At 48.1% G+C, this 21471-nt stretch carries 23 protein-coding genes; 16 read left to right on the top strand and 7 right to left on the bottom strand.

What is annotated here, in order from left to right; genetic code table 11:
* Positions 1-11 precede the first annotated feature (11 nt).
* A complete protein-coding gene (locus B3850_RS00880) occupies positions 12-1304 on the bottom strand; it encodes a GntP family permease (protein WP_053953698.1) in 1293 nt (430 codons plus the stop codon).
* Positions 1305-1326: 22 nt separating this feature from the next.
* Positions 1327-1944, bottom strand: a complete 618-nt coding sequence (locus B3850_RS00885) for a trimeric intracellular cation channel family protein (RefSeq protein ID WP_053953699.1) — start codon at positions 1942-1944, stop codon at positions 1327-1329.
* 109 nt (positions 1945-2053) lie between these two features.
* Between B3850_RS00885 and B3850_RS00890 the strand changes: the two genes are divergently transcribed.
* The 12 genes from B3850_RS00890 (at position 2054) to B3850_RS00945 (ending at position 12253) form a co-directional block, all read left to right on the top strand.
* A complete protein-coding gene (locus tag B3850_RS00890; RefSeq protein WP_053953700.1) occupies positions 2054-3568 on the top strand; it encodes a sigma-54-dependent transcriptional regulator in 1515 nt (504 codons plus the stop codon).
* Positions 3569-3706: 138 nt separating this feature from the next.
* Positions 3707-4042 carry a preprotein translocase subunit YajC gene (gene yajC / locus B3850_RS00895; RefSeq protein WP_053953701.1) on the top strand — a complete coding sequence of 112 codons (336 nt, stop codon included), beginning with the start codon at positions 3707-3709 and terminating at the stop codon, positions 4040-4042.
* Positions 4043-4071: 29 nt separating this feature from the next.
* A complete protein-coding gene (gene secD, locus B3850_RS00900) occupies positions 4072-5916 on the top strand; it encodes a protein translocase subunit SecD (RefSeq protein ID WP_053953702.1) in 1845 nt (614 codons plus the stop codon).
* Positions 5917-5931: 15 nt separating this feature from the next.
* The gene (gene secF, locus B3850_RS00905) at positions 5932-6870 is read left to right on the top strand and encodes a protein translocase subunit SecF (protein ID WP_053953703.1); all 939 of its coding nucleotides are present in this window, start codon (positions 5932-5934) and stop codon (positions 6868-6870) included.
* A gap of 35 nt (positions 6871-6905) precedes the next feature.
* Positions 6906-7682 carry a peroxide stress protein YaaA gene (yaaA, locus tag B3850_RS00910; protein ID WP_273269061.1) on the top strand — a complete coding sequence of 259 codons (777 nt, stop codon included), beginning with the start codon at positions 6906-6908 and terminating at the stop codon, positions 7680-7682.
* A 10-nt stretch (positions 7683-7692) separates the two neighbouring features.
* Positions 7693-8571 (top strand): DUF3014 domain-containing protein, encoded by an 879-nt coding sequence (locus tag B3850_RS00915; protein ID WP_286873531.1) that lies wholly within the window; start codon positions 7693-7695, stop codon positions 8569-8571.
* 3 nt (positions 8572-8574) lie between these two features.
* Entirely contained in the window at positions 8575-9180 is a 606-nt protein-coding gene (locus B3850_RS00920; RefSeq protein WP_053953706.1) for a lysophospholipid acyltransferase family protein, read from the top strand.
* On the top strand, positions 9174-9821 hold the full coding sequence (locus tag B3850_RS00925; protein WP_286873528.1) for a GNAT family N-acetyltransferase: 648 nt from the start codon (positions 9174-9176) through the stop codon (positions 9819-9821). Before B3850_RS00920 ends, B3850_RS00925 begins: the two co-directional genes overlap by 7 nt.
* A gap of 70 nt (positions 9822-9891) precedes the next feature.
* Positions 9892-10356, top strand: coding sequence for a 6,7-dimethyl-8-ribityllumazine synthase (ribE, locus tag B3850_RS00930; protein ID WP_053953707.1), 465 nt, complete (start codon positions 9892-9894; stop codon positions 10354-10356).
* A gap of 2 nt (positions 10357-10358) precedes the next feature.
* Positions 10359-10778 (top strand): transcription antitermination factor NusB, encoded by a 420-nt coding sequence (gene nusB / locus B3850_RS00935; RefSeq protein WP_053953708.1) that lies wholly within the window; start codon positions 10359-10361, stop codon positions 10776-10778.
* A gap of 2 nt (positions 10779-10780) precedes the next feature.
* On the top strand, positions 10781-11785 hold the full coding sequence (thiL, locus tag B3850_RS00940; RefSeq protein ID WP_053953709.1) for a thiamine-phosphate kinase: 1005 nt from the start codon (positions 10781-10783) through the stop codon (positions 11783-11785).
* Positions 11786-11788: 3 nt separating this feature from the next.
* A complete protein-coding gene (locus tag B3850_RS00945; protein ID WP_286873520.1) occupies positions 11789-12253 on the top strand; it encodes a phosphatidylglycerophosphatase A family protein in 465 nt (154 codons plus the stop codon).
* A 354-nt stretch (positions 12254-12607) separates the two neighbouring features.
* On the opposite strand, the gene dxs is transcribed toward B3850_RS00945, so the two are convergent.
* Genes dxs through B3850_RS00960 form a run of 3 tightly spaced genes read right to left on the bottom strand, consistent with a single transcriptional unit; the run spans position 12608 to position 15583 of the window.
* Positions 12608-14458, bottom strand: a complete 1851-nt coding sequence (gene dxs, locus B3850_RS00950) for a 1-deoxy-D-xylulose-5-phosphate synthase (RefSeq protein ID WP_286873517.1) — start codon at positions 14456-14458, stop codon at positions 12608-12610.
* A 4-nt stretch (positions 14459-14462) separates the two neighbouring features.
* The gene (locus tag B3850_RS00955) at positions 14463-15350 is read right to left on the bottom strand and encodes a farnesyl diphosphate synthase (protein ID WP_286873514.1); all 888 of its coding nucleotides are present in this window, start codon (positions 15348-15350) and stop codon (positions 14463-14465) included.
* Positions 15347-15583 carry an exodeoxyribonuclease VII small subunit gene (locus tag B3850_RS00960; protein WP_058576199.1) on the bottom strand — a complete coding sequence of 79 codons (237 nt, stop codon included), beginning with the start codon at positions 15581-15583 and terminating at the stop codon, positions 15347-15349. Before B3850_RS00960 ends, B3850_RS00955 begins: the two co-directional genes overlap by 4 nt.
* A 181-nt stretch (positions 15584-15764) precedes the next feature.
* On the opposite strand from B3850_RS00960, the gene pomA reads away from it, so the two are divergent.
* The 4 genes from pomA to B3850_RS00980 all read left to right on the top strand — a co-directional run bounded on the left by pomA (position 15765) and on the right by B3850_RS00980 (position 19340).
* Complete coding sequence (gene pomA, locus B3850_RS00965; RefSeq protein WP_126752415.1) at positions 15765-16532, top strand: flagellar motor protein PomA; 768 nt, start codon at positions 15765-15767, stop codon at positions 16530-16532.
* Between the two features lie 2 nt (positions 16533-16534).
* Positions 16535-17473, top strand: coding sequence for a flagellar motor protein MotB (locus B3850_RS00970; protein WP_286911242.1), 939 nt, complete (start codon positions 16535-16537; stop codon positions 17471-17473).
* Between the two features lie 67 nt (positions 17474-17540).
* Complete coding sequence (thiI, locus tag B3850_RS00975; protein WP_286873502.1) at positions 17541-18995, top strand: tRNA uracil 4-sulfurtransferase ThiI; 1455 nt, start codon at positions 17541-17543, stop codon at positions 18993-18995.
* 12 nt (positions 18996-19007) lie between these two features.
* Positions 19008-19340 carry a VanZ family protein gene (locus B3850_RS00980; RefSeq protein ID WP_286873499.1) on the top strand — a complete coding sequence of 111 codons (333 nt, stop codon included), beginning with the start codon at positions 19008-19010 and terminating at the stop codon, positions 19338-19340.
* Here B3850_RS00980 and srmB read toward each other — a convergent pair.
* Positions 19337-20590, bottom strand: a complete 1254-nt coding sequence (gene srmB / locus B3850_RS00985) for an ATP-dependent RNA helicase SrmB (RefSeq protein ID WP_286911243.1) — start codon at positions 20588-20590, stop codon at positions 19337-19339. The two genes, B3850_RS00980 and srmB, sit on opposite strands and share 4 nt — an antisense overlap.
* Positions 20591-20612: 22 nt before the next feature.
* Positions 20613-21461 carry a universal stress protein gene (locus B3850_RS00990; RefSeq protein ID WP_286875274.1) on the bottom strand — a complete coding sequence of 283 codons (849 nt, stop codon included), beginning with the start codon at positions 21459-21461 and terminating at the stop codon, positions 20613-20615.
* Between the last annotated feature and the right edge of the window lie 10 nt (positions 21462-21471).

Consider the following 21471-nt stretch of genomic DNA (forward strand, 5'->3'; position numbering starts at 1 on the left):
GAAACTATGCGTTAAATCATAAACAGGCCAATAGCGATAGCTAGCCCAATAAAAGGGACAACCACGGTTACCGCAGCTATTGGCCAATATGCGGCGCCGTGAGTTTCCTTACAGATAGCGCGAATGGTTGTAACGATATAGCCATTATGAGGCAGTGAATCTAAGGCTCCGGAAGAAATTGAGACAATTCGATGAAGCTGTTCAGGGTTAACGCCGGCCTCTAAATAGTGAGGCCCCACTTCTGGAAGCGCTATGGCCTGTCCTCCGGAAGCTGAGCCCGTCAGTCCCGCAATCACACTGACCGCTACTGCTGCCCCCACCAGCTCATTGCCGGGTAATCCTGTCATTGCTGTAACAGCCTGTTCAAACGCTGGCGTTATTTTAGCGACGCTACCAAAGCCAACAACAGCGGCGGTATTACCAATAGCGAGAAGAGCTCCTACGGTTGCCTCATTAATGGCATTCTGTGGTCGGTGAAAATGCTTGATGTTAATAATGACCAATGACAAAACGCCACCCAGCAACGCCAGTATTAAAGCGTTTTGCTGAAACTCTTCGTGGAAGAAGAATGAGATACTGAGTACCACCAAAAGCGGAATAAGAGATTTCAACGGGGAAGGTAAGTCACGGACAATTGTTTCGGGGTCATCGGGGCGACTTTCAAAGCACTCTCCATTAGCAACAGCCTTGTTTATCATTTTCTTGAGCCACCAGTAGCCCATAACAGCCATTAAACACGCAACCACCAAGCTAACTTCCCAGGCCGCATACGGGGAAGTCCCTAAATACTTGATAGGTATCCAGTTCTGTATCTCCGGGGAACCAGCCGAGGTCATTGTGAAAGTAACAGAACCGAAGGTAAGTGCAGCCGGGATAAATCGGCGTGGAAGATTTGCGTCTTTAAAAAGGCTTAAAGCCATTGGATAAACTGAAAAAGCAACAATAAACACACTCACTCCGCCGTAAGTTAGCACTGCGCAGGCGAGAACAACCGCTAGTACCGCTTGTTTACGACCGAGTTTATCGATAATAGACTTGGCCAAGCTGTCTGCAGCACCAGTGTCCTCCATAAACTTACCGAACATTGAGCCTAGTAAGAACATAAAAAACCAAGATGCTATGAATCCAGAAAAGCCATCCATATAAGTCGTTACAAAATTAGCATCTCCGGCAAGCACGCTGACGTTACTGGTCACTGCAACGCCCAGCGCACATAATGGGGCACTAATGAATAAGTTCACCCCACGCAGGGTAAGCACGATAAGTAAGGTTAACCCTCCAATTAAACCAATCATACTTAGCATAGTTTTTCCTTATTATTTTTTGCTAGTAATGATCCTGATGGTCACGAAACACTGTCAATGACCATTGATATTTAATAGCGCCTAAGCGCATGACTAATGTTGCTGACATACCGGCGGCGAGCGCAATAAGTGGTTGGAATGGCACCAGTAACACATATACCGTAGCGCCAACCAGACAGGTCGTAGCGTAAAGTTCGCCTTTTAGCACCATAGGTATGTCGCGCGCTAAAACGTCGCGAAGCATGCCGCCGAAACACGCCGATATTGTACCCATAATAACGGCAATAAATGGGGAGAAGCCTGCGGCTAGTGTCTTTTCGGCGCCCATGGCTGCGAAAAAGGCTAACCCGAAAGCATCGGCTATTTGTAGCGTTGTCATGGGTATGTAGGCTTTAAATCTTAACCACACAATGGTGAGTAATGCAGCGGTTAAAATGGTGTACAGATAAACTTCATCGTGCGTCCAGAACACCGGCAAGCCAAGTATTAAGTCCCGAATCGTTCCACCGCCAATAGCAGTCGCAGAAGCGAGAACAATGACACCAAAGCCGTCCATTTTCTTACGAAACGCTAATAATGTGCCAGCTATCGCAAAAACAGCGACACCAGCCTGATCTGTCCAGTAGAATATCTGTTCCATGTGCGGTATAAAAGGTCAAAATGTTAAGGCTTAGTTTGTCATTAACCTTTGCTGATTCCCAGCACAAATTATGCCGTCTTACACACAGTCAAGCTAAGGATTAGCGTCAATGAGTGTTACCCAGTGCACCACAAAACATGCGGTTGATGAACTGGTAGAGTCATACCAGCGCGTGCCTATGCTCATTATAGCCACGCACCCGAACCGGGAGCGTATTGGTGAGCGAGCGGCATTGCTCGACTTGCACCTATCAGGAACGGACTACTTAAGTCGTGTAAAACCTGAGTTTGCGAAAAATGGTAATGCCGGCCGCGCATTGCTCGATGAATATGTGAGCCGCTCGCCTATTATCTTTGAGGCCACTGACAGTGGTGGCATCAAGTTGCGTGCGCACAGCACTAAAACCGTTCTGACATTAGCCGGCCGCCGCCCTCAGGACGAGTATCTGGTGAGTGAGGACGAACTGGATAACGGTGTCGTACTCGGACTTAACCATCGTATTGTGCTGTTGTTTAAACGCCTTCCGTTAAAAGACACGACAGTTGACGACAGCCATACGCTAATGGGTATTAGCGCAGATATTCAGGCAATACGTCACCGAGTTGAGCATCTGGCGACGTTGTCCGTACCTGTTATTATTCGTGGTGCTATTGGTGTTGGTAAGCAACAAGCCGCGTATGCCATTCATAAAGAACAATTTGGCGATGATAAGCCTTTCATTTCAGTGAATTTAGCCGCCATTCACGATGCGGTCGCTGAAACAGAGTTATTTGGGGTGGTCAGAAATGCTAAGCATCAGCCGGGTTATTTCGAGCAGGCGGCTGGCGGCACTATTGTGTTGGAAGATATCGAAGACGCGTCAGACAACATACACCAACTACTGAGCCGCGCATTGCAGAGCCAAAGTGTCATGCCTAAAGGTAGCACTAAAGCCATACCTATTGAATGTCGCATTATAATAACCAGCCATCAGGAGAGTAGTGCCGTTGATGAGTCGTCGATGGTGTCGATGTTGTTTGAAAAGCTGGCGCCGTATCAGCTATTTATGCCGCCATTAGTGCAGCGTAAAGAAGATATTGGCCTGCTCTTTAACGCATTTGTTCGTGAGCAATGGCGCAAGTTGTATCCTGAAAAAGCGGATCAATTTGTCATACCGGGCGAGTTGATGAAACAGCTGATGACTTTTACCTGGCCGGGTAATGTTCGTCAGCTTCGAAATGTCGCGAGGCAGGTTGTTATCGACAGCCGAGATCAAGAGCAAATGTATTTAGACCCGCAATTGTTGTCTTTATTGAAGCCTCAGTCACCTCAGACGGGTTCGGCAGAGTCTGTGCCTAAACAACGCCGGCCGAACAGTGTGAGTCGGGGAGAACTTACAGGCGCTCTGGAAAGCTGCCAATTTGAACTCCAGGCTGTTGCCAAAAAGCTGAATATCTCAAGGGCGTCGGTTTATCAGTTAATCCAGCGCTTTGACGGTCTTCAGACAGCGCAGGATCTCAGCGAATCGGAAATTAAAGACAGCTACGCAAAACACCGGGGTGATACCGAAAAAATGATGTGGGAACTACGTGTCTCACAGATAGGCTTGAGACGGCGTTTAAAAAGCTTAGGTTATGACATTTGATTCTACTGAGAGTTGAAAAACTTTCTGTTAAGATACGCTGTCTGTAAATTACGAATTGTATTTTGGTTGCTTTGTCCCCATATCTCTGGAGAAGCAATCATAACGAATAATAATTTAACGTTAATTTGAGGGAAACTTATGGACTTTTTTATTAGCTCAGCTTATGCCCAGGACGCTGGTGGACAAAGTGGTGGCGGTATGGAGCTTATCTTCATGCTGGTCATGTTCGCTTTGATTTTCTACTTCATGATTTACCGCCCACAAGCAAAGCGCGTGAAAAAACACAAAGAATTAATGGGCTCTTTGAGCAAAGGTGACGAAGTTCTGACTCAAGGTGGGTTAGTTGGGAAAATCACCAAAGTGAGCGACGAAAAAGACTTTGTTGTTATCGCGTTGACTGACGAGTTAGAAGTGACCATTCAAAAAGGTGCTGTTACTTCTGTTCTTCCTAAGGGAACCATGAAATCACTGTAATGTGATAAAGAAATAAGCAGGGGCACGACGTGTTAAACAAATACCCGTTGTGGAAAAACTTGCTGGTTATCTTTGTTGTATTAGTGGCAGCGCTTTATGCGCTGCCAAATATTTATGGCGAAGACCCAGCGGTGCAAATTTCCGCAGATAGAAACGCAACCATTGATGCAAGCACTATGGACCGCGTGCGCAACACGCTGGACAGTGTTGGCATTGAACCCAAAAGCGTGTCATTAGAGAATGAACAACTGTTGGTTCGTTTGAACTCAGACAACGAGCAGTTAAAGGCCAGAGAAACCATTCTTGATAGCTTGGGTGACGACTATATTGTCGCACTTAACCTCGCACCGGCAACACCCGAGTGGCTGAAAAGCTTAGGTGCCCAACCAATGAAACTCGGCCTCGATTTACGTGGTGGTGTCCACTTCTTAATGGAAATCGATATGGACGAAGCAATGTCCAAAATTGTCGATGGCATGAAAGACACCGTAAGAGCTGAGCTGCGTGAAGAGCGTATCCGTTATAGCGCCGTTCGAGTTGACGACACAGCCGTTGAAGTCGAGCTTCGTAACGACGAAGCGTATCAGCAGGCAGCCCAATACCTTGATAACCGTTATCAAGGTTATGTACTTGTTGAAGACGAAGAAAATCGTACTCTGCGCTTAGAAATGAGCGAACAGAAGATTGTCGAAACGCGCGACTACGCAGTTGACCAAAATATTACCATTATGCGTAACCGTGTGAACGAGCTTGGCGTCGCCGAGCCGGTCATTCAACGCCAGGGCTCCAATCGCATTGTTGTTGAGTTACCTGGTGTTCAGGACACTGCCCGGGCAAAAGAAATTCTCGGCGCGACAGCAACGCTGGAATTTCGCATGGTCGACACTGAAAACGATGTCCGTGATGCGCAAAATGGCCGCGTGCCTTTTGGTAGTGAATTATTGCCAATGCGAGATGGTCCACAGCAACTGCTTAAAGAAGACGTTATTTTAACGGGTGACCACATTGTTAATGCTGGCGTTGGCTACGACGAATATAACCGTCCTCAGGTAAATATAACGCTAGACGGTGCTGGTGGTAACAAAATGTCGTTGGCAACAAAGGACAATGTCGGTAAGCCAATGGCAACGGTCTTTATTGAGTATGAAGCAACTGAAGAGCGCGACTCGGAAGGCAACCTGCAATTCACGAAAAGTGCTGAGGTTATCAACGTCGCGACCGTACAGTCTCGTCTTGGAAGTAGCTTCCGTATTACCGGTGTTGGTGCTAACGAAGCGCAAAACCTGGCGCTGCTGCTTCGCGCCGGTGCTCTTATTGCGCCTATTCAAATTGTTGAAGAGCGAACCGTTGGTCCAAGCCTGGGTCAGCAAAACATCGATTCAGGTATACAGGCTATTTTCTGGGGCTTCGTTTTAGTGTTGGCCTTTATGGTCGTGTATTACAAGAAGTTTGGTCTGGTCGCAAATGCGGCATTGGCAACCAACTTAATTTTAATTATTGGCGTTATGTCGATGATACCAGGAGCGACACTGACCTTGCCGGGTATGGCAGGTATTGTCTTAACCGTTGGTATGGCGGTCGATGCGAACGTACTTATTTTTGAGCGTATACGTGAAGAAATAAAAGCGAAGCGCAGTCCGCAACAGGCTATTCATCATGGTTATGACAGTGCTCTGTCGACCATAGCCGATGCCAACGTCACGACATTAATTGCCGCACTTATTCTGTTCGCTATTGGTAACGGGCCTATTAAAGGCTTCGCTATTACTCTAGCAATCGGCATTATTACATCCATGTTTACAGCCATTGTCGGTACGCGTGCCATTGTTAACTCCGTTTGGGGTGGCAAGCGCTTATCGAAGCTGTCGATATAAGGGAGGTACAGGAATATGATTAATTCAGAAGAACGACTTCCCTTTATGCGCTTCCGGGGTATTGCCGGAATCATCAGTGCATTATTGGTTATTGCGTCTATCGTGTCATTGTCGGTAAACAAACTGAACTTTGGTCTCGATTTTACCGGTGGTACTTTGTTGGAAGTTGGCTTTGAAGAGCCTGCGGACCTCAACCGAGTACGTAGCTCGTTAGAAAGCGAAGGCTTCGGCGATGCTGTTGTTCAGAATTACGGAACGCAGGAAGATATTCTTATTCGCCTGGAACCCCGTGCTGACGTAAAAGCCGAAGAGCTTGGTTCAAATATCCTCGAAGCACTGCGTGCAGAGTTCGATAAGACAGTTGAAATGCGCCGTATTGAATTCGTTGGCCCCAATGTTGGTGACGAGTTCATTGAGCAGGGCGGTTTAGCTATGCTGACAGCGCTAATCTGTATTTTGCTTTACATTGCGATGCGCTTTGAATGGCGTTTAGCGGTCGGCGCAGTCGCTGCGTTGGCGCACGATGTGACTCTTACACTTGGATTGTTCTCAGTGTTAGGCCTTGAGTTTGACTTAACGGTACTGGCAGCGCTTCTTGCGGTTATAGGTTACTCCATTAACGATACCGTTGTAGTGTGTGACCGTATACGTGAAACGTTCCGTAAGTACGCTAAGTTAACGCCTATTCAAACTGTGAACCGGGCACTGACTGACACATTAAGCCGTACTTTGGTCACGTCCATTACCACTATTTTGGTGTTGCTGACGTTGTTCTTCTTAGGCGGTCCATTAATTCACGGTTTCGCAACAGCGTTGTTATTCGGTGTGGTTATCGGTACCTACTCGTCAATTTACATTGCAAGTACCGTCGCCTTAGCCTTTGGTGTAAGCCGAGAAGACTTAATGCCTCCGGAAGTTGAAAAAGAAGGTGCAGACCAGGATCCTCTTCAATAAGAGGGGCCTGAGTTAACATTACAGGAGATTAGAGCATGCTAGCCGTTGTTTCACCTGCTAAAAATCTAGACTATGACAGTGACTTGCCGAAGTTAGACGTCACCCAACCAAGAATGCTGGACCAGGCAGAAGCTTTGGTTAAAGTCTGTCGCAAATTAAGCCCACAAGACTTAGGCTCGCTAATGAAAATTAGTGATAAGTTAGCCGGGCTTAACGCTGCGCGATTTGAAGAGTGGCAACGGCCGTTCACGGAAGAAAATGCTCGTCCTGCAATGTATGCGTTTAATGGAGATGTCTACACGGGTTTAGAGGCAGCTTCGTTAGATGCTGACGCAGTGAACAATGCGCAGCAGCATTTACGCATATTGTCAGGGCTATATGGTGTATTAAGACCTCTTGATTTAATGCAGCCTTATCGTCTGGAAATGGGTACAAAGCTGCAAACCGAGAAAGGCAAAAACCTTTATGAATTTTGGGGTGAGTCGATAACAGAACAGCTCAATAAAGACCTGGACGCTATCGGCAGCTCAATCTTAGTTAACTTGGCATCGAACGAGTATTTTTCTGCGGTAAAACCAAAAGCGCTGAACGCAGACATTGTAACGCCGGTGTTTAAAGACGAAAAAAATGGTCAATACAAAGTCATTAGCTTCTATGCTAAGAAAGCAAGAGGCATGATGGCGCGCTTTATAGTGAACCAAAAGCCACAATCTGTGTCTGATCTTAAAGAGTTTGATGCGGCCGGATACAGCTACAACGAAGACCTGTCAAAAGGTAATGAGTTGGTGTTTTGCCGGGCAGAGCAAAAATAAGGAGCCCTGAATGAGTGACGACAAAGTAGAAAACTCTCCGGCAACAGAAGATGCCAGCCGGAAAACAACCTGGGCCGTTGTTATTGTCATTGTGGTTGCGGTCATTGCTGCTGTTATTTGGTGGTGGTTGCCCTCGGAAAAGTCACAGCAGCAAGAAAAGGTTGTTGTGGAGCAGTCAACCTCAACAGAGGTAGAAGCAGAGTCATACGAACCTGAAGAGCCTGCAGAACAAGAGCCGGAACCTTTACCGGAACCCGTAGAGCCAGAGCCTGAACCGGTTGAACAAACCGAAGAAGACCCTGAGCCTGAACAAATAGCACTGCCAGAGCTTAACAACAGTACGCCGACAGTTTTACAGGAGCTGGACTCAAGCGATATTAACATTCGTCCGCTGAAAAGCTCTCAGCTTATCCGCGACGCTGTCGTATTAGCCGACAATATTAGTAATGGCACTATCGTTCGAGACCGCACTATTGTGCAGCGCCCGGATGGTCGTTTTAGCGTTATAGAAGTGGATGGTGAGCTTTATATTGATGAGAGTTCCTACCGTCGTTACGACGCACTAGTCGACTGGTTCGTTAGTCTGGACGCCTACGCATTAGCTGACAACTACGAGCTCTTTAAGCCTTTAGTTCAGGAAGCGTATGCGGAAATTGGTTACCCGGATTCAAACTTTGATGACACCCTAATCGAAGCTATCGATGTGCTGCTGTCGACACCAGTGCCGGAAGGTTTGGTCGAGGTGAACGCTGACAGCGTCATGTATACTTATGCGGATGATGCTTATGAAGCGTTACCGGCAGCCCAAAAGCAATTGTTGCGCATGGGGCCGGACAATATCGAGCGTATTAAACAAAAACTTAGAGAAATCCAAAGGGCACTGCAGTAGTTTATGAAAAGTAACGATCAGCTTCCTGAATTTGTAAAAGGCGAATTTCCTGTCAGAGATAATCGTTTCTTGCGCTGGGTTGGCCGTGTTGGAATGCGTCTCATGGGAGGCTGGAAAATTAACGGAAGTATGCCAGCGGTTAAAAAGGCGATTCTTCCTGTGGCGCCACATACGTCAAACTGGGACTTCCCGGTTGGCGCGTTCGTTATGCTTGCTATGGGACTTAAACTGAATTACCTGGGTAAGAATAGCCTGTTCCGCTTTCCTATAAAAACGCTGATGACCAAGCTGGGAGGCATTCCTGTAGATAGAAGTGCCGCTAATGGGGTAGTTGGCAGCATGGTCGAGCAGTTTCGTAGCAAGGACGAGCTTATTCTGGTTATCACCCCGGAGGGTACGCGTAAAAAAGTCACTGAATGGAAAAAGGGCTTTTTGCACATGGCGAAGCAAGCAAAAGTACCGGTTATACCAATTGCATTCGACTTTGCCCGTAAAGCCATTGATATTGGCCCAGCGTTAATGATCACCGACGAAATTGAAAAAGAACTACTTCGTGTGAAGTCGTTTTTTGCGCATGCGCAGGGCAAACGGAGTGAAGCATCGTGCTAAGGACCTTTGTTGCAGTCATTACAAGTGCTCTTTTGCTGGTCGTAATGCCAGTAAAAGCCGGCGACTTTTGGCAGCAGCAATGGACAGTGCCCGGTGAAACAGAAAGCAATAATTTAACCATTCGGCCGCTAAGAGAATCCGACAAGGCACGTTTTTTCCATGCTTATATGACCTCGCAAAAGTGGCTTTACAAAAAGCTTGGCTGGTCGTGGCCTTCAGAGAAAAGCACACTCGAGCAAAACAGTACAATGGTGAACTACCATCTGGAACAGGCAGCCGAAAAAACGGCGTTTACCTACATTGTGATTGATAAGTCAGACAGCTCGATTGTCGGCGCTGTGTACATGGTTCCGGTAGCGCCCGAGCGGCAGGAGCAAAGTGGTATTTCAAGAAATGCTTATAACGCTGAAGTCAGTTGGTGGTTACTAGAAAGCGCAGTCGACAACAACCTTCACAACGACCTTTTCTCGTTACTAACACGTTGGCTCGGTGAGAGTTGGCCGTGGCGGCAGGTCATGTTTCCTGTTTCAGACAATAATGCTACTGCCTTGCAGCTGTTGGAAAGCAGTGAGGCGCGCTACATCGGCAGAAACCTCGATACACAAGAAAAGTATTTCTCATACGCAATTTCACGCAAATAATTCCTCGTTGTGCTATGATCGCGCGCAATTCGCTATTGAGTATAAAAGACAGGTTAATTAAGGAAGACTTATGCAGGTAATTGAAGGCGGTATCAATGCGGCTGGCAAAAAATTTGCCATTATCGTATCTCGCTTCAACCATTTCGTTGTTGAAAGCTTACTGGACGGTGCTGTTCAAACATTAAAGCATTATGGCGAAGTGGCGGACGACGACATTACTGTGGTACGTGTTCCTGGTGCCTATGAAATTCCGGTAACAGCAAAGCGTTTAGCGCAATCGGGTAAGTACGATGCAATTATTGCCGTCGGTGCTGTAATTCGTGGCGGCACACCGCACTTTGAGTTTGTCGCAGGCGAGTGCAATAGCGGGCTGGGTCGTGTTGCAACCGAATTTGGACTGCCGGTAGCCTTTGGTGTTATTACCACAGACTCATTAGAGCAAGCTATTGAACGAAGCGGCTCTAAAGCGGGTAACAAAGGTTCCGAAGCCGCTTTAAGCGCGCTCGAAATGGTCAACGTACTGGATAAAATCTGAAGATGAAACCTGCAGCACGAAGAAAAGCACGAAAGTTAGCGGTTCAGGCTATTTACTCCTGGCAGTTGTCGCAAAACAGTTTTAGCGATATAGAAGCTCAGTTTTTAACAGATACGGACACCGACAAAGTCGACGTAGATTACTTTCTTGAGCTAGTGCGAGGCGTTGGCGGTCATTACCGTTCGCTCGACGAGTCTTTGAAGCCATTTTTGGCACGTCCGATAAACGAGCTTGATCCTATCGAGCTGGCGGTTCTGCGTATTGCGGCTTACGAGTTAAGCGAACGCATGGATGTTCCGTACAAAGTTGCCATTAACGAAGCGATTGAACTTGCCAAGTCATTTGGTGCTGACGAAAGCCATCGTTTTGTGAATGGTGTTCTGGACAAAGCGGTAGATACCTTACGACCCGCACGAAAATAGTTATGCCTAACGACGAGTTTTCTCTCATTAACGATTATTTTGCAAATCGCTCCGCTCGTCGGAGCGATGTTGTAATAGGCATTGGCGACGACGGCGCTGTCGTTAAACCCATGCCCGAGCACGATATCGTTGTGGTTACTGACACCTTAGTTGAAGGTGTACATTTCGACAAAACCACGCCGCCAAGAGCCATCGGCCACAAAGCTGTTGCCGTCAATTTAAGCGACCTGGCGGCAATGGGGGCGCAACCAAGTTGGGTGAGCTTAGCGCTGACGTGCCCCAATACTAACCAAGATTGGTGGACAGAGTTCAGTAGCGGCCTTGATGAAATCTGCCGTTACTATGACTGCCAGCTTATCGGTGGTGACACAACCAAAGGCCCTTTAACGATAACTGTTACTGCTCATGGGCAGTTGCCTTCAGGAACTGCAATTAGCCGAAGCGGAGCAAAGCCCGGCGACTGGGTTTACGTGAGTGGCTCACTTGGTGATGCTGGACTTGGCTTACAAGTCACACAGAATAAAGTCAGCACAACAGGCCGCCACTTGCAGCACGTTATTGAGAAGTTACATTACCCAACGCCTCGTGTGGCAATGGGGCAGGTACTTCGGGGCGTTGCAACGTCTTGCATTGACGTCTCTGATGGCCTGATAGCCGATTTAGGGCATTTACTGAATCAGGCACAAGTTTCCGCGCAAATCGATTTAGAAAAATTACCCCTGTCATTGGCACTTACCGAAACATTAAACGCCAATGAAGCCCTGGCTATGGCGTTAACAGCCGGTGACGACTACGAGCTATGTTTTACATTGCCTGAAGAGCACCGTGGTCGCATGGAAACGCTGACATCGCATTTAAAGACCAAGCCCGTTTGTATCGGCCGGATAATGAAAGGTGCTGAAGCAAAAATTAACATGCACTACGAAGGCGAGCCGTGGGAACTTCCGCAAGGCTATAAAAGCTTTAACCACTTTGCCGAAGAAGAAATAGTCAAAGAAGGCGAGTAAGTCATGCCGAAACTGAATTGGTTTAACCCCATCCACTGGCTCTCCCTTGGTTTCGGCACAGGGTTAGCCCCAAAAGCCCCCGGCACCTTCGGCACACTCGTCGGCATACCCTTTGTCTACCTGATTACCCAACTCACATGGCAGTGGCAACTCATCGCCCTGATACTGGCTACAATTATCGGTATCTTTCTGTGCCAATACACCGCCAAAGCCATGGGCGAGCACGACCATCCATCCATCGTATGGGACGAAATAGTCGGCTACGGCTTCGCCATGTTTGCATTACCTTTTGAAGCAACCTGGCTCATCGCCGCCTTTATTTTATTCCGCCTTTTCGACATCTGGAAACCCGGCCCCATCGGCTGGTCCGACAAAAAGCTCACCGGCGGCACCGGCATAATGATGGACGACGTCCTGGCCGGCATCCTAACCACCGCCATCTTGCATATAGCGGCATACTTCCTTTAAAGCCCGAAGGGACAGATAACCCTCTTATTTCGCTTGAGCATAGGGAAGCTTTCCTGTGGAGACGCTACGAGTTCATCCATGAACGCTTGACGAAGGCCATCCATGGCCTTCGACACTCCCCAGTAAAGCTTCCCTATGCTCGTAACGCTTATAAGCGGCTTATCTGTCCCTTCGGGCTAGAAAAAGATAGTCGCCGCGTAATATCGAGGGGTATAAGCGAGCGCCCACATAGGTTGTAAGGGGCACTATGGAGGTGTGCAGCGCCATGGATGGCGCTGCTCAAGCCCTACAGGGATGTATTTACGGGCGTCCTCCATAGTGCCCCTTATAACCTCAGCGCTCGTTTTCCTCGATTTAAACGAAGCGGGCTTTGACTTGGGCTTCTATGCCTTTGGCGTCGAGGTTGAGTTCGGTGCGGATTTCGGCTTGGGAACCGTGCTTAATGAACTCGTCGGGGAGTCCGAGTTGCAGGACAGGAATAGACAAGCCTTTGTCGGCGAGATATTCCAGTACGGCACTGCCGGCGCCACCGGCTGTTACGTTTTCTTCAACGGTGACTAAACTGTCGTGTTTGGCAACGGTGTCTTCAATGGCTTGGGTATCCAGAGGCTTCACAAAGCGCATATCAATAACACTGGCGTTTAATGCGTCTGCTGCTTGCTGAACTTCGGGCAATAGTGTGCCAAAGTTCAGGAATGCTATTTTTTCACCTTCGCGGACGGTTCTGGCTTTGCCTATTTCTAGTGGCTTGGGGTCTCTCAATTCGAGCCCGACACCGGCTCCGCGTGGATACCTTACTGAAACAGGCCCTTTATACTGATAACCGGTGGTTAGCATATCCAGGCATTCTTGCTCGTCACTAGGCGTCATTATGACCATATTCGGTATGCAGCGCATGTAACTAATATCGAAAGCGCCCTGGTGGGTTGGGCCGTCGGCACCAACAATACCGGCGCGGTCAATCGCAAATAATACATCTAAGTTCTGTAGCGCCACGTCGTGAATTAACTGGTCGTAACCGCGCTGTAAGAACGTGGAGTAAATAGCGACAACAGGTTTCATACCAGCTATGGCTAAACCAGCGGCGTAGGTGACACTATGCTGCTCAGCTATGGCGACATCAAAGTATTGTTCGGGGTAGGCCTGTGAAAATTCGACCATCCCGGAGCCTTCCCGCATAGCGGGTGTTATCGCCATCAACGACTTATCGTTTTGAGCTGTGCTACACAGCCATTGACCAAAAATATCGGAGTAGTTAGGCACTCCTGGAGCTTTTTGTGGCAGCTCTGATGACTTAGGGTCAAACTTGGGTACGCCGTGGTAACCAATAGGGTCTTTCTCAGCGGGCTTATAGCCTTTGCCTTTTTGCGTCACTATATGCAGTAACTGAGGACCTTTCAGGTCTTTCATATTACGTAGGGTGTCTACCAGCGCATTAACATCGTGACCGTCAATGGGGCCTATATAGTTAAAGCCAAGCTCTTCGAAAATTGTGCCTGGCGCCATCATGCCTTTCATATGCTCTTCGGCACGGCTGGCGAAATGACGAATATGAGGCAGTGGACTTAGCAGCTTCTTGCCGCTCTCGCGTAATGAGGTATAAAAACGACCAGACAGTAAGCGCGCGAAATGATGGTTCAGCGCACCGACGTTCTCTGAAATTGACATGTCATTGTCGTTCAGAATAACCAGCATGTCGGGTTTTATGTCACCGGCATGGTTCATTGCCTCAAAGGCCATACCGGCAGTCATAGCGCCGTCACCAATAATGGACACCACTTTCTGCTCACGTTTTTGACGCTGTGCGGCAACAGCTAAACCTAAAGCTGCGGATATTGATGTACTCGAATGCCCAACAGAAAGCACGTCATAGTCGCTTTCTTCGCGCCATGGGAAAGGGTGCAAACCGTCTTTTTGGCGAATGGTATGTAGCTGCTCTTTGCGACCCGTGAGAATTTTGTGCGGATATGCCTGGTGCCCAACGTCCCAAACTAACTTGTCATTTGGCGTGTGATACACGTAGTGCAGAGCAACAGTAAGCTCAACAGTTCCAAGGCCAGAGGCTAGGTGACCACTGCTTTGACTGACTGAGGTCAGTAAAAACTGACGCACTTCAGCGCATAAATCGGTCAGTTGACTCGGCGCAAGCTCGCGCAAATCAGCTGGAGAATTAATTTTATCGAGTAACGGGTAATTTTGTATCATTCGCTCAGTGATCCCGCTTCAGCAGGACGTCAGAAAATTGTTCGAGTTTTGCCGTATTGTAAGGGATATCGGCGAGTGACAGTAGTGCTTTCTCATGCAACGAGCTTAAGTATTTTTGAGCACCTTCGACGCCTAATAGCTGAACATAAGTCGACTTGTCTGCCGCTGTGTCCGAGCCCTGCGGTTTGCCCAGTAGCTCTGTGTTGCCAATAACGTCGAGAATATCATCCTGAACCTGAAATGCGAGCCCCAAATGGGTCGCAAACTCTTCAAAATGAGGCTGCCATTTTAGTGCTTCCTCTTCACCACACAGCACGCCTATTGTTGCCGCAGCTTCAATTAAAGCACCGGTTTTATGTCGGTGCATGTGTTCAAGTTCGTGTTCGTTTACCTGTTGACCGGTGGCTTGTAAGTCAATTGCCTGACCGGCGCACATACCCGCACTGCCACTCGCACGAGCCAATGCATTCACCATAGACAACTGACGCTCTGCCTTCAACCCACCTAACGGCCATTCTGACAATAATTCGAAGGCCAAAGTTTGCAGAGCATCGCCCGCTAAAATAGCGGTCGCTTCATCAAAGGCAATATGGCAGGTCGGTTGGCCGCGCCTGAGTTCATCGTTGTCCATGGCGGGCAGGTCGTCATGAATCAGTGAATACGCATGAATTAATTCAATAGCACCGGCAGCCGTCAACGCGGCTTGTTTATCGCCACGGCAAATTTCGGCAATAGTCATTAGTAAGTAAGGACGGACACGCTTGCCGCCCAGTAGCACGCCATGCTCCATCGCCCGCCTAAGCGTTTCATTAATAGAGTGACGCGCCAGCTGCTGTTTTAAAAATGCGTCGACTTGCTCGCGCACATCAGCCGTTAACGCATTAATGCTCACATCACTTCTCCGTCATCATTATCGGCAGAGCCTTCCTGAGCAGCCATGAGTGTCGTCACTTTTTGCTCAGCCTGTTGCAGCTGTTGTTGACTGGTGCGAGCCAGTTGAATGGCCTTCTCAAACTTTTCCAGCGACTTTTCCAGTGGCAGTTCACCGTGCTCAAGCTCATTAACCAATGACTCAAGCTCTTCTAATGCCTGCTCAAACGACGGGGCTTTTTGTTGTTCTGACATAATGCTTCTTGCGCAATTGTTGTGTGTTAGGGCTAATTATCCGATAAAGAATCCCGAATGTCAGCCGATGATCTCATTATTCCTGTGTAACATAACAAGAAGATGCTTGTCAGAGCAGCGCTATTGTTTAAGAATGGAGCGTAGCTGGAATGGCAAAACGAGAATTGGGGAGGAGAACTGAGTGGATATTGCAACGCTCATAGGAATCATCGGCGCCATTGGCTTCGTGGTTGTGGCGATGGTTTTAGGGGGAGACATTGGGCTATTTCTTGATACTCGCTCATTTTTTATTGTTTTTGGTGGCTCCCTGTTCATTACGCTCGCAAACTTCTCGCTTAGCCAGTTCCTGGGCACCGGCAAGGTTGTCGTAAAAGCCTTCTTTTTCAAAATTGAACACCCGCAAGAGCTTATCGACACTGCGGTTGAAATGGCTGATGCTGCCCGTAAAGGTGGTTTTTTAGCACTGGAAGAAGCCGAAATCCCCAATAAATTCTTCCGTAAAGGTGTCGACATGCTGGTCGACGGCCACGACGCAGAAGTTGTCAGAACAACTCTTTCGAAAGACATAAAAATGAGCTTTGCGCGTCATGAAGAGGGCGCTCGAGTCTTTAAAATTCTCAGTGATGTAGCACCAGCCATGGGTATGATAGGTACGTTGATTGGCCTAGTGGCTATGCTGTCCAACATGGATGACCCTAAAGCCATTGGTCCGGCAATGGCTGTTGCCTTGCTGACAACGCTGTATGGTGCGTTTCTGGCTAACGTTATTGCTATTCCAATTGCTAACAAGCTAATACTGCGTGCCGAGCAGGAAAAGCTGAATCAGCAGCTGGTTCTGGATGCTATTTTGGGTATTCAGGACGGTCAGAACCCGCGCGTTATTGAAGGTATTCTGCGTAATTACCTGGCTGAGTCGAAGCGTATCGGCGATGGGGACGAGGAAGAGTAATAATGGCCTCTGAAACAGTAAGAGACGAAGAAGAAGAGTGCGACTGTCCACCACAGGGACTTCCCATGTGGATGGCAACGTTCGCCGACCTGATGACACTGTTAATGTGCTTCTTCGTCTTGCTGTTGGCGTTCTCAGAAATGGACGTGCTGAAGTTTAAGCAAATAGCGGGTTCAATGAAGTACGCACTTGGTGTGCAGAATAAAATTGAAGTGAAAGACATTCCGAAAGGCACTAGCGTTATTGCTCAGGAGTTCCGTCCGGGGCGTCCTGAACCAACACCTATAGAAACCATTCAGCAGCAAACCGTTGAAATGACCCAGCAAATGCTGGAGTTCCAGGAAGGTCAGTCCGATTTTGCCGGCGGTCAGCAAACCGAGCGTGGCGGTCAGGAAGCGGACAGTCAGGAAGACGAAAAGCAGGCGGAATCAGAAAACACCGAAGCCATGACTCAGGTATCTAAAGAGCTTATGCGGCGCATTGAACGGCAGCTCGAAAATGAAATTAAAGCAGGTACCATTGAATTAGAGCAGCATGGTCAGCAAATCATTATTCGTATTCGTGAGCAGGGGTCATTCCCGGAAGGGTCGGCGTTTTTGCAGCCACAGTTCCGTCCGATTATTCAACAAGTAGCAACAGCACTTAAAGAAATCCCGGGCGAAATCACCATTTCAGGACACAGTGATAACGAGCAAGTGGTGTCAGAAATTTACTCCTCGCGTTGGGACCTTTCCAGCAAACGAGCCGTAGCAGTTGCCGAAGAAATACTTAAAGTTGAAGACTTTAGCGAAGATCGTATGGTGGTTATGGGGTATTCAGACACCAAACCACTGGTGCCTAACAACTCTGAAGAGAACCGCCGCCGTAACCGCCGTGTTGAAATATCGGTGATGCAGGGTAAAGCGGCAGAGTCTGAACAGCAGGTTGACGTTATAGACTAAGCGCTGGTTTCTGGCGCTTAGGACACGTATAATTGCCGACTTTCCCCCAACGTCTAATGATATTGCTATGAAGTTTGTTGTTCGTCTGCACGCCGAAATTACCATCAAAAGCGCATCCGTCAGAAAACGCCACGGTAAGGTGTTAACCAATAACTTGCGCAAAATTTTGGCGCCGATACATCCGTCCATTTATGTGAAATGGCTTTGGGATCGCATTGAAGTAGCGGCAGATACCGACAGCAATGATGCGCGTGCCGCCATACGTGAAACGCTTAGGCATACTCCGGGCATTTCATGGTTTGCGGAAGTTATCGAACAGCCGTTAACGACCTTTGACGACATTACTGATTTAGTGGGTGAGCATTGGAATAAGCGGCTGCAAGGTAAAAGCTTTGCGGTGCGTGTAAAGCGGCAGGGTAAACACGAGTTTAACTCACAGCAACTTGAACGCTACATTGGCGGCTATCTACTGAAACACGCTGAAAACTCCCGTGTTCAGTTAACCCGACCTGACGAAGAAGTTCAGTTGCAAATTACCAATCAGGTGGTTCATTTAATTGGTGAACGTATCGACGGCCTGGGCGGCTTTCCTATTCCAACGCAGGAAACGGTGCTGTCCTTGCTCAGTGGCGGCTTTGATTCGGGCGTTGCCAGTTATGAGTTTATTCGCCGAGGCGCACGTACTCATTTCTGCTTTTTCAACTTAGGGGGCGACGCTCACGAAGTGGCGGTGCGTCAAATTGCCTATTTCCTTTGGAAAAAATACAGCTCATCGCACCCTATTAAGTTTATTAGTGTCGACTTTGCACCTATTGTCGATGACATTTTAACGAATGTCGATAATGGCCAAATGGGGGTTGTACTAAAACGTCAAATGCTAAGAGCGGCTGCCCGGGTTGCGCACTATGTAAAAGCCCAGGCTTTAGTCACCGGTGAGGCTATAGGTCAGGTGTCGAGCCAGACATTGTCAAATTTACGCGTCATTGATCAGGCGACACCGGCACTGGTGCTACGCCCGCTAATTACCAAAGACAAACAGGAAATTGTCGACGAAGCGAAGAAAATAGGCACCGAGCCGTTAGCTAAGTCAATTCCTGAATATTGTGGGGTTATTTCAAATAAACCGACGGTGAAAGCGGTACCTGAAGTTATCGAGGCGGAAGAAGCGAAGTTGAACCAGGATTTGTTAGAGCAGGTCGTGCGCGCATCGAATGTGTTGAGTATGCAGGATATTGCCGAGCAAACTGAAAATGAATTGAAAATGCCGGACACTACAGCGGAACTCACTAAACAGAGTGTCATCATAGATATTCGTAACGACGATGAAATTGAAGCTGCACCATTAAACGTCAGTGCAGAAGTCATTGAAATTCCGTTTTTTAAATTGGCCTCTAAGTTTCCTGAATTAGACCAGAGTTGCGATTACTTACTCTATTGTGATCAGGGAGTTATGAGCCGCATGCAGGCGCTGTTATTGCACGAAAATGGCTTTAACAACGTATCTGTTTATAAGCCTGACTAAAGAGACGTATTTATGCTGGCAAGAGTGCTGTTTTTTCTGCTGTTGACCGTAACAACGGTTTTATTTTTATGGCAATTTCCAACAACTGGCGCACAAAGTATACCGTACTTAGATAAAGCGGTTCATTTTGGAATATTTTTTGTGTTAGCGATGACTTTTCATAAGGCTTTTGCCTTGTCTGCACGGTTATCGCTGTTATTTTTAGCTTTTTACGGCTTGGCTATCGAGGTCGCACAAAGTTATGCTCCGGGACGCGGTGCCGATGTCTACGACTGGATAGCCGACGCTTGCGGTGTTATTGCTTACTTTGGCTTACACCATGTATTAAAAAAGTCGCGTTCTTAACGCGACTTTTTAGGTTTTTTCGGTTTAACTGACTTTTTCCCTTTCGTATCTTTCTTCGCTTTCTTCTTCGGCTTAGATTTTTTCGTCGACGGGAATTTGTATTGAGGACGAAGCCCCTCAATAACACGTCTGTCGAGCTGTGCATCTAAATAGCGCTCAATTTTGCCAAGCAATAGAGCATCATGAGCTTCGACTAAGGAAATTGCCGTACCTTTTTGCCCACCACGAGCGGTGCGGCCAATACGGTGCACGTAGACGTCCGCTTGTTTGGGTAAGTCGTAATTAACCACTAGGGCAATGTCATCAATATCCAGTCCGCGGGCAGCGACATCGGTCGCAACTAGCGTGATGTTCTGGTTTTCCTTCAGCGTATTAATAATTTGCTGACGTTCGTTCTGAGGCATGTCGCCTCTTAGCGTGACAATTTTACGCGTATCAGTAAATTCACTGCGTAGGAAATTGGCGACTATTTCAACCCGCTCACGAGTACGCACAAACACAAACTGTCGACCGTCAAAGTCTTTTAGCGCTGAGACTAAAAGCTTACGCTTGTGCTCATCGGTGTCAGCCAAATGAACCCACTGAACAATTTTACCGCGCTCGCGCTTGGGTGGTTGCACGTCAATGTACTCGGGCTCTTCCAGCAGTTCTTTAGAAAACTTAATAACCCCAGAGCTACCCAGAGTTGCTGAGAACAACAACGACTGCTGTCTGTGTCGCGCCTGCAAGGCCATTTCTTTTACCGTAGCGGCGAAACCCATGTCCAGCATTCGGTCGGCTTCATCAATAACCAGCCACTCAACGCTTTCTAAGTTGTATTGTTCGGCTTCCAGTAAATCCATCAGACGACCTGGCGTCGCGACCACAATGTCGTGGCTTTTCTCCAACTGAGACAGTTGACTGCCATAATTGATACCACCAGTGACAACCACTGACGACAAACCCGTTGCCTCAGAAAACAGTGAGGCTTGCTGGTGTATTTGCTCGGCTAACTCACGCGTCGGCGCTAACACCAAAATGCGCGCCGGTCCCGGTTGTTTACGAGGAAAATCCAGCAAATGCTGCAGCGCGGGCAATAAAAAGGCCAGCGTTTTGCCGGTACCTGTTGGCGCGCTAACTAACAAGTCCCGACCGTCGAGCGCTTGTGGAATACTTAATTGTTGAACCTTGGCCGGCTTGTTTAAATCGGCCGCTTTAAGAACGCCAATTAAGCGATCATCCAGTTCTAACTCTTCCCAGTCTGGGACCATCTTCTTTCCTCTTAAAAAGCAATTAACGCAACAACAGCAAAGCCGAGTTGGTTGTTTGTAAAATACTGGTGGTGGTACTGCCGACCAGGAATTGACGAATGCGGGAATGACCGTAGGCGCCCATAACCAACACGTCAATATTGTGCTCATTCTGATACGCGTGCAGCGTTGGCTCAACCTCGCCGGAGCGTATTTCAAAGCGTACATCGTGGCCAAGCTCTCGCAGGTGGTTCGCGGCCGACTCAATTGAGGCATGGTTGTCGTTGGTGTCAGCGCCAACCATGACTAAATGCAGCGGTAAACCTCGGAATATAGGGCTTTCAGCCAGCAAGCGTATACCTTTTCGTGAAGAGTCACTGCCATCGTAAGCTAACATAACGCTTTTCGGTTCAGTAAACTCTTCAGGCGCCACCAGAATAGGGCGGTTCATGGTTCTTACCACGGTTTCCAGCTGACTCCCTACACGGTTAGTACGAGTTGTGTCCTCGCCGTGTAACCCCATAACCAACAGACGCATAGAGTCTTCAATTTCATGCAGCGACTCGGCTAAGTCACCATGACGCTGGCGCAGATTGACCTGTTCGACACCATCTTCCAAAGCGCGAGCTTTCGCGCTTTCCAGCATATGGTGCCCTTGCTCAAGCGCTAACTTACTGCGTTGTTGGTCGAGTTCTGCAAGCTGTTCCAGTAATGCCTCACGACTACCTAAACCAATATTGCCCGTCATATCCGTTTCAGTCGGATAACGCGCTTCGTCCAGTACGTGGAAAAGCGTCAGTGGCGTTTCCAGTCGCAGCGCTGCCCAGCTGGCGTAATCGCAAACCGATTGCGTCGAGGCAGATCCATCAATACAAGCAACAACATGTTTCATCATCGAATTC

Source organism: Idiomarina sp. UBA4520 (assembly GCF_002388365.1).
GTDB lineage: Bacteria > Pseudomonadota > Gammaproteobacteria > Enterobacterales > Alteromonadaceae > Idiomarina > Idiomarina zobellii.

What these genes read in the sequence shown, in the direction of transcription:
- B3850_RS00885 (WP_053953699.1), bottom strand. Translation starts at nt 1,944, where the DNA reads ATGGAACAGATATTCTACTGGACAGATCAGGCTGGTGTCGCTGTTTTT.
- B3850_RS00880 (WP_053953698.1), bottom strand. Translation starts at nt 1,304, where the DNA reads ATGCTAAGTATGATTGGTTTAATTGGAGGGTTAACCTTACTTATCGTG.
- ribE (WP_053953707.1), top strand. Translation starts at nt 9,892, where the DNA reads ATGCAGGTAATTGAAGGCGGTATCAATGCGGCTGGCAAAAAATTTGCC.
- nusB (WP_053953708.1), top strand. Translation starts at nt 10,359, where the DNA reads ATGAAACCTGCAGCACGAAGAAAAGCACGAAAGTTAGCGGTTCAGGCT.
- srmB (WP_286911243.1), bottom strand. Translation starts at nt 20,590, where the DNA reads ATGGTCCCAGACTGGGAAGAGTTAGAACTGGATGATCGCTTAATTGGC.
- B3850_RS00915 (WP_286873531.1), top strand. Translation starts at nt 7,693, where the DNA reads ATGAGTGACGACAAAGTAGAAAACTCTCCGGCAACAGAAGATGCCAGC.
- dxs (WP_286873517.1), bottom strand. Translation starts at nt 14,458, where the DNA reads ATGATACAAAATTACCCGTTACTCGATAAAATTAATTCTCCAGCTGAT.
- B3850_RS00980 (WP_286873499.1), top strand. Translation starts at nt 19,008, where the DNA reads ATGCTGGCAAGAGTGCTGTTTTTTCTGCTGTTGACCGTAACAACGGTT.
- secF (WP_053953703.1), top strand. Translation starts at nt 5,932, where the DNA reads ATGATTAATTCAGAAGAACGACTTCCCTTTATGCGCTTCCGGGGTATT.
- yajC (WP_053953701.1), top strand. Translation starts at nt 3,707, where the DNA reads ATGGACTTTTTTATTAGCTCAGCTTATGCCCAGGACGCTGGTGGACAA.
- yaaA (WP_273269061.1), top strand. Translation starts at nt 6,906, where the DNA reads ATGCTAGCCGTTGTTTCACCTGCTAAAAATCTAGACTATGACAGTGAC.
- B3850_RS00990 (WP_286875274.1), bottom strand. Translation starts at nt 21,461, where the DNA reads ATGAAACATGTTGTTGCTTGTATTGATGGATCTGCCTCGACGCAATCG.
- B3850_RS00970 (WP_286911242.1), top strand. Translation starts at nt 16,535, where the DNA reads ATGGCCTCTGAAACAGTAAGAGACGAAGAAGAAGAGTGCGACTGTCCA.
- B3850_RS00920 (WP_053953706.1), top strand. Translation starts at nt 8,575, where the DNA reads ATGAAAAGTAACGATCAGCTTCCTGAATTTGTAAAAGGCGAATTTCCT.
- B3850_RS00960 (WP_058576199.1), bottom strand. Translation starts at nt 15,583, where the DNA reads ATGTCAGAACAACAAAAAGCCCCGTCGTTTGAGCAGGCATTAGAAGAG.
- B3850_RS00890 (WP_053953700.1), top strand. Translation starts at nt 2,054, where the DNA reads ATGAGTGTTACCCAGTGCACCACAAAACATGCGGTTGATGAACTGGTA.
- thiL (WP_053953709.1), top strand. Translation starts at nt 10,781, where the DNA reads ATGCCTAACGACGAGTTTTCTCTCATTAACGATTATTTTGCAAATCGC.
- B3850_RS00945 (WP_286873520.1), top strand. Translation starts at nt 11,789, where the DNA reads ATGCCGAAACTGAATTGGTTTAACCCCATCCACTGGCTCTCCCTTGGT.
- thiI (WP_286873502.1), top strand. Translation starts at nt 17,541, where the DNA reads ATGAAGTTTGTTGTTCGTCTGCACGCCGAAATTACCATCAAAAGCGCA.